This window comes from Micromonospora sp. H61 (assembly GCF_018070325.1).
GTDB lineage: Bacteria > Actinomycetota > Actinomycetes > Mycobacteriales > Micromonosporaceae > Micromonospora > Micromonospora salmantinae.
This window is the reverse complement of the sequence record NZ_JAGPXY010000045.1, coordinates 44,217-50,216: the sequence shown is the minus strand read 5'-3', so window position 1 is coordinate 50,216 and position 6,000 is coordinate 44,217. Positions and strand designations below refer to the sequence as shown.

The 6,000-nt window shown below is 73.0% G+C and carries 6 protein-coding genes and 1 pseudogene; 2 read left to right on the top strand and 5 right to left on the bottom strand.

Features of this window, described 5'->3' with window-relative positions:
- The coding region (locus KBX08_RS21570) for a YihY/virulence factor BrkB family protein (protein ID WP_210785236.1) at positions 1–548 on the bottom strand (548 nt) is incomplete at its 3' end.
- Between the two features lie 176 nt (positions 549–724).
- Here KBX08_RS21570 and KBX08_RS21565 point away from each other — a divergent pair.
- On the top strand, positions 725–1,126 hold the full coding sequence (locus tag KBX08_RS21565) for a ChaB family protein (RefSeq protein WP_210785235.1): 402 nt from the start codon (positions 725–727) through the stop codon (positions 1,124–1,126).
- A gap of 70 nt (positions 1,127–1,196) precedes the next feature.
- On the opposite strand, the pseudogene KBX08_RS21560 reads toward KBX08_RS21565, so the two are convergent.
- Positions 1,197–1,903 (bottom strand): annotated as a pseudogene (locus KBX08_RS21560) (aldehyde dehydrogenase family protein).
- A gap of 72 nt (positions 1,904–1,975) precedes the next feature.
- On the opposite strand from KBX08_RS21560, the gene KBX08_RS21555 reads away from it, so the two are divergent.
- Positions 1,976–3,583, top strand: coding sequence for an NAD(P)/FAD-dependent oxidoreductase (locus tag KBX08_RS21555; protein ID WP_210785234.1), 1,608 nt, complete (start codon positions 1,976–1,978; stop codon positions 3,581–3,583).
- A 23-nt stretch (positions 3,584–3,606) separates the two neighbouring features.
- Here the strand turns inward: KBX08_RS21555 and KBX08_RS21550 are convergent, their stop codons facing one another.
- The 3 genes from KBX08_RS21550 to KBX08_RS21540 all read right to left on the bottom strand — a co-directional run bounded on the left by KBX08_RS21550 (position 3,607) and on the right by KBX08_RS21540 (position 5,949).
- Entirely contained in the window at positions 3,607–4,374 is a 768-nt protein-coding gene (locus KBX08_RS21550; protein WP_210785233.1) for a polyprenol monophosphomannose synthase, read from the bottom strand.
- Positions 4,375–4,522: 148 nt separating this feature from the next.
- Positions 4,523–5,524, bottom strand: a complete 1,002-nt coding sequence (locus tag KBX08_RS21545) for an SDR family oxidoreductase (protein ID WP_210785232.1) — start codon at positions 5,522–5,524, stop codon at positions 4,523–4,525.
- Positions 5,521–5,949, bottom strand: coding sequence for an SRPBCC family protein (locus tag KBX08_RS21540; RefSeq protein WP_307850602.1), 429 nt, complete (start codon positions 5,947–5,949; stop codon positions 5,521–5,523). Before KBX08_RS21540 ends, KBX08_RS21545 begins: the two co-directional genes overlap by 4 nt.
- Between the last annotated feature and the right edge of the window lie 51 nt (positions 5,950–6,000).

Genomic DNA, 6,000 nt, shown 5'->3' with positions numbered 1-6,000 from the left:
ATCAGGCCGAGGGCGACCACCGCGAGCAGCACCAGGGTGACCGCCGCCAGGCCGATCTGTAGCGGCCGAAGCTTCCATACCGGGCGGCCCTCGGTCACCCCGTAGACGGCATTGGAGGCGCGGGTGAACGCGCCGATGAAACCCGACGCGGACCACAGCGCGCCGAGCAGGCCGAAGCTCAGCAGCAGCTTGGGGTTGCTCTGGTCGAGCACCACGGTCCGGATCACCCCGACCACGCCGCCCTCGTCGTTGGTCAGCACCGAACCGGCGCCCACCTGGTTGGCCAGGTCGACCACCGTGTCGAGGGTCCGCTCCCCGTCGGAGACCAGACCGACCAGCGCCACCACCACGATGGCGGACGGAAAGAGCGCCAGCACCCCGTAGTAGGTCAGCGCGGCAGCCCAGTCGGCGCAGTTGTCGTTGACGAAGTTCTGCACGCTGCGGACCAGCACCCCGCGCCAGGTCCGCCAGCTCAACTGCCGCATCCGTCGGGGCACCCGGGTGCCCGGTGTGCCGTCGAGCGTCGTACCGGGCTCCGTGGTCGTCATGCCCGCTCCCTGCGCCCCGGCCACCGGATGACCGGTCGTCCGGTCTGGCCTGGCCCGGCGGTACCCGGATGGTGAAATCGACAAACCCACCCGTTGCCCGGCCGGCATCGCTATGGTTTGCCGCCCGGTCACCGGGGAACCGACACAGTGACAGTGTCGACACGGAGGAGGACGAGATGCCCGGGCGCGAAGACCTGCCCAGCACGCTGCGACGCTCCCCGGAGAAGGCGCAGCGCACCTGGGAGAAGACGCACGACTCGGCAGTCGAGACCTACGGCGAGGGGGAGCGGTCGCACCGTACCGCCTTCGCCGCCGTGAAACATCAGTTCGAGAAGGTGGGCGACCACTGGGAGCCGAAGGGCCGCAAGGGCCCCAGCGACCAGCAGGCCGCCGGTGGCGGGCCGGAGCGACGGGCTCCCACCGCTGGTGGCGTGGACGCCAACGCCACAAAGGACCACCTGATGTCGGTGGCCCGCAAACTCGACGTGCCCGGGCGGTCCAGCATGACCAAACCGGAGCTGGTCACGGCCATCGAGAAGGCCAACGACCGCGCCACCCGCAAGGCCCGCGGCGACTGACCGCTGCCGCACCGGAGCACAACCGACGCGGTACGGGCGGGCGCGCCACCCCTGCGTCCGCCCGCGCCGTTCACCAGTGCCCGCCCCCCGGCGCCTCGATGTGCACCGCCTTCGTGGCGGTGAACTCGTCCAGCAACTCCGGGCCGTACCCGAAGCCCTGCCCGCTGCCCCGGCGCGGATGCGCGGCACCCCCCGGCGCCCCCCCGAACACCGCGTTGACCTTGACCGTGCCTACCGGCAGCTCCCGCCACGCCCGCTGCGCGTGACTCATCGACGAGGTCAACACCGTGGCGGCCAGCCCGTACGGGGAGTCCGCAGCGCAGCGCAGCGCCTCGTCGAACGAGTCGACGACCACCACCGGGGCGACCGGCCCGAAGGTCTCCTCCCGCACCAGCGGCATGTCGTGGCGGCAGTCGGTGACAACGGTGGCCGGGTAGAACGCCCCCGGCCCGTCCGGCACCTCGCCGCCCACCCGAATCCGCGCGCGTCCGCCAACGGCTTGCCCATCTCCGCGGTGACCGCCGCCGCCAACTCCTCGACGACCGCCTCCACCGCGTCCGCGGCCCGGTGCAGCGCCGCCGCCCGTTCCGCCGGCGCGGTCGCCGCCCACTGGGACGCCGCGTTGCGGGCCGCCTGGGTCGCCTTGCCCACCTCGTCGGCAGTGGCCACCGGCACCGTGCTCACCGGCGCGTCGTCCGCCGGATCACGCACGACCAGTTCGCCGCCGTCGCCGCCCGCACCCCACACCCCGCCCACCAGCTGCGCAACCGTGTACATGCGGCGTTGGATGCCCCGGCCTCGGCGAGGCAAACGCGTTTCGCCCGGTTGCGCGCCGGGTAGGCGGATCCGATGACAACCACCACCGCGCAGAGCGCGGACGCCGTCGTCGTCGGCGCCGGGCACAACGGCCTGGTGGCGGCCAACCTGCTGGCCGACGCCGGCTGGGACGTGGTGGTGCTGGAGGCGACAGCGGTGCCCGGCGGCGCCGTCCGCTCCGCCGAGGTCACCGCGCGCGGCTACCTGAGCGACCTCTACAGCTCGTTCTACCCCCTCGGGTACGCCTCGCCGGTGCTGGGCGGCCTGGACCTGGGCCGACACGGGCTGTCCTGGCGGCACTCGCCGGACGTGCTGGCGCACCTGCTGCCGGACGGTCGAGCCGCGGTGATCAATCGGGATCCGGACGTCACGGCCGCCTCGCTGGAGCAGTTCGCCCCCGGGGACGGTAAGCGCTGGCTCAACGCGTACACCGACTGGCTCGACGTGGCCGAGCCGATGCTGGAGGCGATCACCTCGCCGTTCCCGCCGGTGCGCGGTGGGGTGGGCCTGCTGCGTCGGTTGCGCGTCGCCGGTGCGCTGCGACTCGCGCGCCGGCTCGTGGTACCGGTCCGCAAACTTGGCGACGAACTCTTCGACGGTCCCGGCGGGCCGGCCCTGCTGGCCGGCTGCGCCCTGCACACCGACCTCTCCCCGGAGGAGGCCGGCTCCGGGGTGTACGGCTGGCTGCTGGCCATGCTCGGCCAGCAGGTCGGCTGGCCGGTGCCCGACGGCGGCGCGCAGCAGATCACCAACGCGCTGGTGGATCGGCTACAGGGGCGCGGCGGGACGATCATCTACGGTGCCCGGGCCGACCGGGTGCTCACCGCCCGGGGCCGGGCGATGGGGGTCCGGACCGTCGGCGGCGCGCTGTGGCGGGCCCGGCGGGCCGTGCTCGCCGACGTGCCGGCGCCGGCGCTCTACCTCGACCTGGTCGGCGCGGCGGCGCTGCCGTCCCGGCTCGTGGAGGACCTGGCGCACTTCCGGTGGGACGGCTCCACGCTGAAGGTGGACTGGGCGCTCTCCGCGCCGGTGCCCTGGACGAACCGGCAGTTGGCCGGGGCCGGCACCGTGCACCTCGGCGCGGACCTGAACGGGCTCACCCACTACGCCAGCGAGCTGGCCCGTGGCGAGCTGCCCCGCGACCCGTTCCTGCTGGTCGGGCAGATGTCGGTGGCGGACCCGAGTCACTCCCCGCCGGGCACCGAGTCGCTCTGGTCGTACACCCATCTGCCGTTCCGGCGGAACTGGCGGGCCGAGGAGGTCGCCGGGCACGTGCAGCGGATGGAGGACGTGCTGGAGGCGGCGGCCCCGGGTTTCCGAAGCCTGATCGTGGGCCGACACGTGGCCGGACCGGCCGACCTGGAGAAGGGCAACCCGAGCCTGGTCGGTGGCACGCTCGGCGGCGGGACCGCCGCGGCGTACCAGCAGCTCTTCCTGCGTCCGATCCCTGGCCTGGGCCGGGCGGACACCCCGGTGGACCGGCTCTTCCTGGCCAGCGCGTCGGCGCACCCCGGTGGCGGCGTGCACGGCGCACCGGGCGCGAACGCGGCCCGCGCCGCGCTGGCCCGTGACCGCGCGCTCACCGGCCGCGCCTACGCCGCAGCCATCTCCACCGCCCACCGCGCCATCTACCCCGACTAACCGCCCGGCCCTCCACCTCGCTGTTAGCGGGTGATGTTGCGGTGTTTGCTGCGGAGACGGAAGGGCATGAGCGCGCTCTCCACCTTGGTCGCGGTGGTCATCTTGGAGACGCCGTCGCGCCGCTCCTCGAAGCGGATCGGCACCTCCAGGATGGTGTGCCCCAGCTTGGTCGCGAGGTAGTGCATCTCCACCTGGAAGCTGTAGCCGTTGGACTGCACCCGCTCCAGGTCGATGTCGCGCAGGGCTTCGGCCTGCCAGATCTTGAAGCCGGCGGTGAGGTCCCGGATGCGTACCCGCAGCAGGGTGTGCACGTAGAGGTTGGCCCAGCCGCTGAGCGCCCGGCGGTAGAGCGGCCAGTTCTCGTCCAGCTCGCCGCCGGGCACGTACCGGGAACCGATCACCACGCTGGCCTGGGTGGAGAGCAGCGCGCCGAGCATCCCCGGCAGCGCCTCGGGCGGGTGCGAGAGGTCGGCGTCCATCTGCGCCACGTACTCGGCGCCGCCCTCGATCGCCCGGGTCATCCCGTCCACGTACGCCCGGCCGAGGCCCTCCTTGCCGGCGCGGTGCACGACCTCGACCCGGTCGGGGTGCTCGATGGCCAGCTTGTCGGCCACCTCCCCGGTGCCGTCGGGGGAGTTGTCGTCGGCGACGAGGATGCGCAGCCCCGGCAGTGGCAGCGCGAGCAGTCGCTCGACCAGCGTCGGGAGGTTGCCCGCCTCGTTGTACGTGGGCACGACGACGGTCAGGCGTGCGTCCCGCCACGGCGACGGCAACTGCACCGGCTTGATCATGTCGGTCATCCTCGGTTTGCGGACAAGGGTCATGGAAAGGGTATCTAGTTCCCGGATTCGGTCCGAGGGAGGCACCCCTTCCGGGCGTTGCGAACCCTCGTCGCTACCGCGCGCGGGCGTCGAAGCCCTGGTCAGAGGCTTGTTTTGGTCAGCGCCGACGGCGAGCGACAGCGCTGAGGGCGAGCGCCGCGACGGCGAGCGCGACACCGGAGAGCGCCGGTTTGTGCGTGCCGACCCAGAGCGCCGCGGAACGGTCATGCGCCTGTTCGCGGAACACACCGGTGGTGCCCCGGTCCGTGTCCGCATCGCCGGGGTGATCCAGATTGTCCCGCCAGGTCGCTGGATCGATCTTCTCGCCGGTCTGCTGGCTGTCGTAGCCGTCGCGCGCGAGTTTCCGGTCCAGCAGGCCGGGGAACAGGGCGTCGCCCACCCGGGCCCGCCAGGTCGGGCCACCCACGTTCAGCTCCCTGGTGCCGCGGTCGGCGGCCCAGACGATGGCTCGGGCGGCCAGCTCCGGAGTGAAGATCGGCGGCACCGGCTGCGGATGCCGGGGGAGCCGGGTGCGGACCCAGGAGAACTGCGGCGTGTTGACCGCCGGCAGCTGCACCATTGACAACTTCACCCCCGGGCAGTCGTGCAGCAGCTCGGCGCGCAGCGAGTCGTTGAACCCCTGGACGGCGTGCTTGCTCGCGCAGTACGCCGACTGGAGTGGGATCCCCCGGTAGGCCAACGCCGAGCCCACCTGCACGATCGTGCCCCGCCCGTGCGCCCGCATGTGCCGCAGCGCGGCGAGGGTGCCGTGCACAGTGCCCAGGTAGGTGACCTCGGTGACCCGACGGAACTCACGCGCCGGAATCTCCCACGCCGGCGCGAACACCGACGCCATCGCGTTGTTGATCCACACGTCGATGCCGCCCCAGCGGTGCACCACGTCGTCGGCGGCCTGCTGCACCGCGCCCGCGTCGGCCACGTCGACCCGGTACACCCGCACCTCGGTCGCGCCGCGCAGTCGGCACTCCCGCTCGGCGGCGGCCAGACCCGCCTCGCCCCGAGCCAGCAGCGCCAGCCGGGCGCCGCGCGCCGCGTACGCGTGGGCGACGGCCCGGCCCACGCCGGCGCTCGCGCCGGTCACCACGACGGCCCGGGTCACGGTGACCCCTTCTGTCGGGTGGCGATGTCGGAGAGGCGGGCCAGCGTCTCCCGGTTACGCCGGTGCAGCACCAGATCGTTGATCTTGTTGTGGACCCACCGCAGCGGGCCCGCCGCGAAGTCCTCGCCGAGGCGTACCCGGGTGGCGCCGTCGCCCACCGGCTCCAGGGTGAAGGCCACTATCGCCTCGCCCGCCGGCCAGAGCCCGGCCTTGAGCACGAGCCGGTGCGGCGGCTCGCAGACCAGCACCGTCGAGGCGTCCTGCAAGGAGAGCGGCCACGGCCCGGCACGGTGGTGCAGTTGGCTGCCCACCCGGGGCCAGGTGTCGTCCACGTCCCGCACGTGCGCAGTGCCGACCACCCAGTCGCTGTACGTCCATCCGTCCGCGAGCACGTCGAACACCTGCTGCGGGGAAGCGTCTATCACTTTCTCCACAATCGCCACCGGGATCCCATACCCGGAGCACGGCACTGGCTA

Bases quoted from the DNA above. Each gene is read 5' to 3' on its own strand.
- KBX08_RS21565 (WP_210785235.1), top strand. From the start codon at position 725: ATGCCCGGGCGCGAAGACCTGCCCAGCACGCTGCGACGCTCCCCGGAG.
- KBX08_RS21555 (WP_210785234.1), top strand. From the start codon at position 1,976: ATGACAACCACCACCGCGCAGAGCGCGGACGCCGTCGTCGTCGGCGCC.
- KBX08_RS21550 (WP_210785233.1), bottom strand. From the start codon at position 4,374: ATGATCAAGCCGGTGCAGTTGCCGTCGCCGTGGCGGGACGCACGCCTG.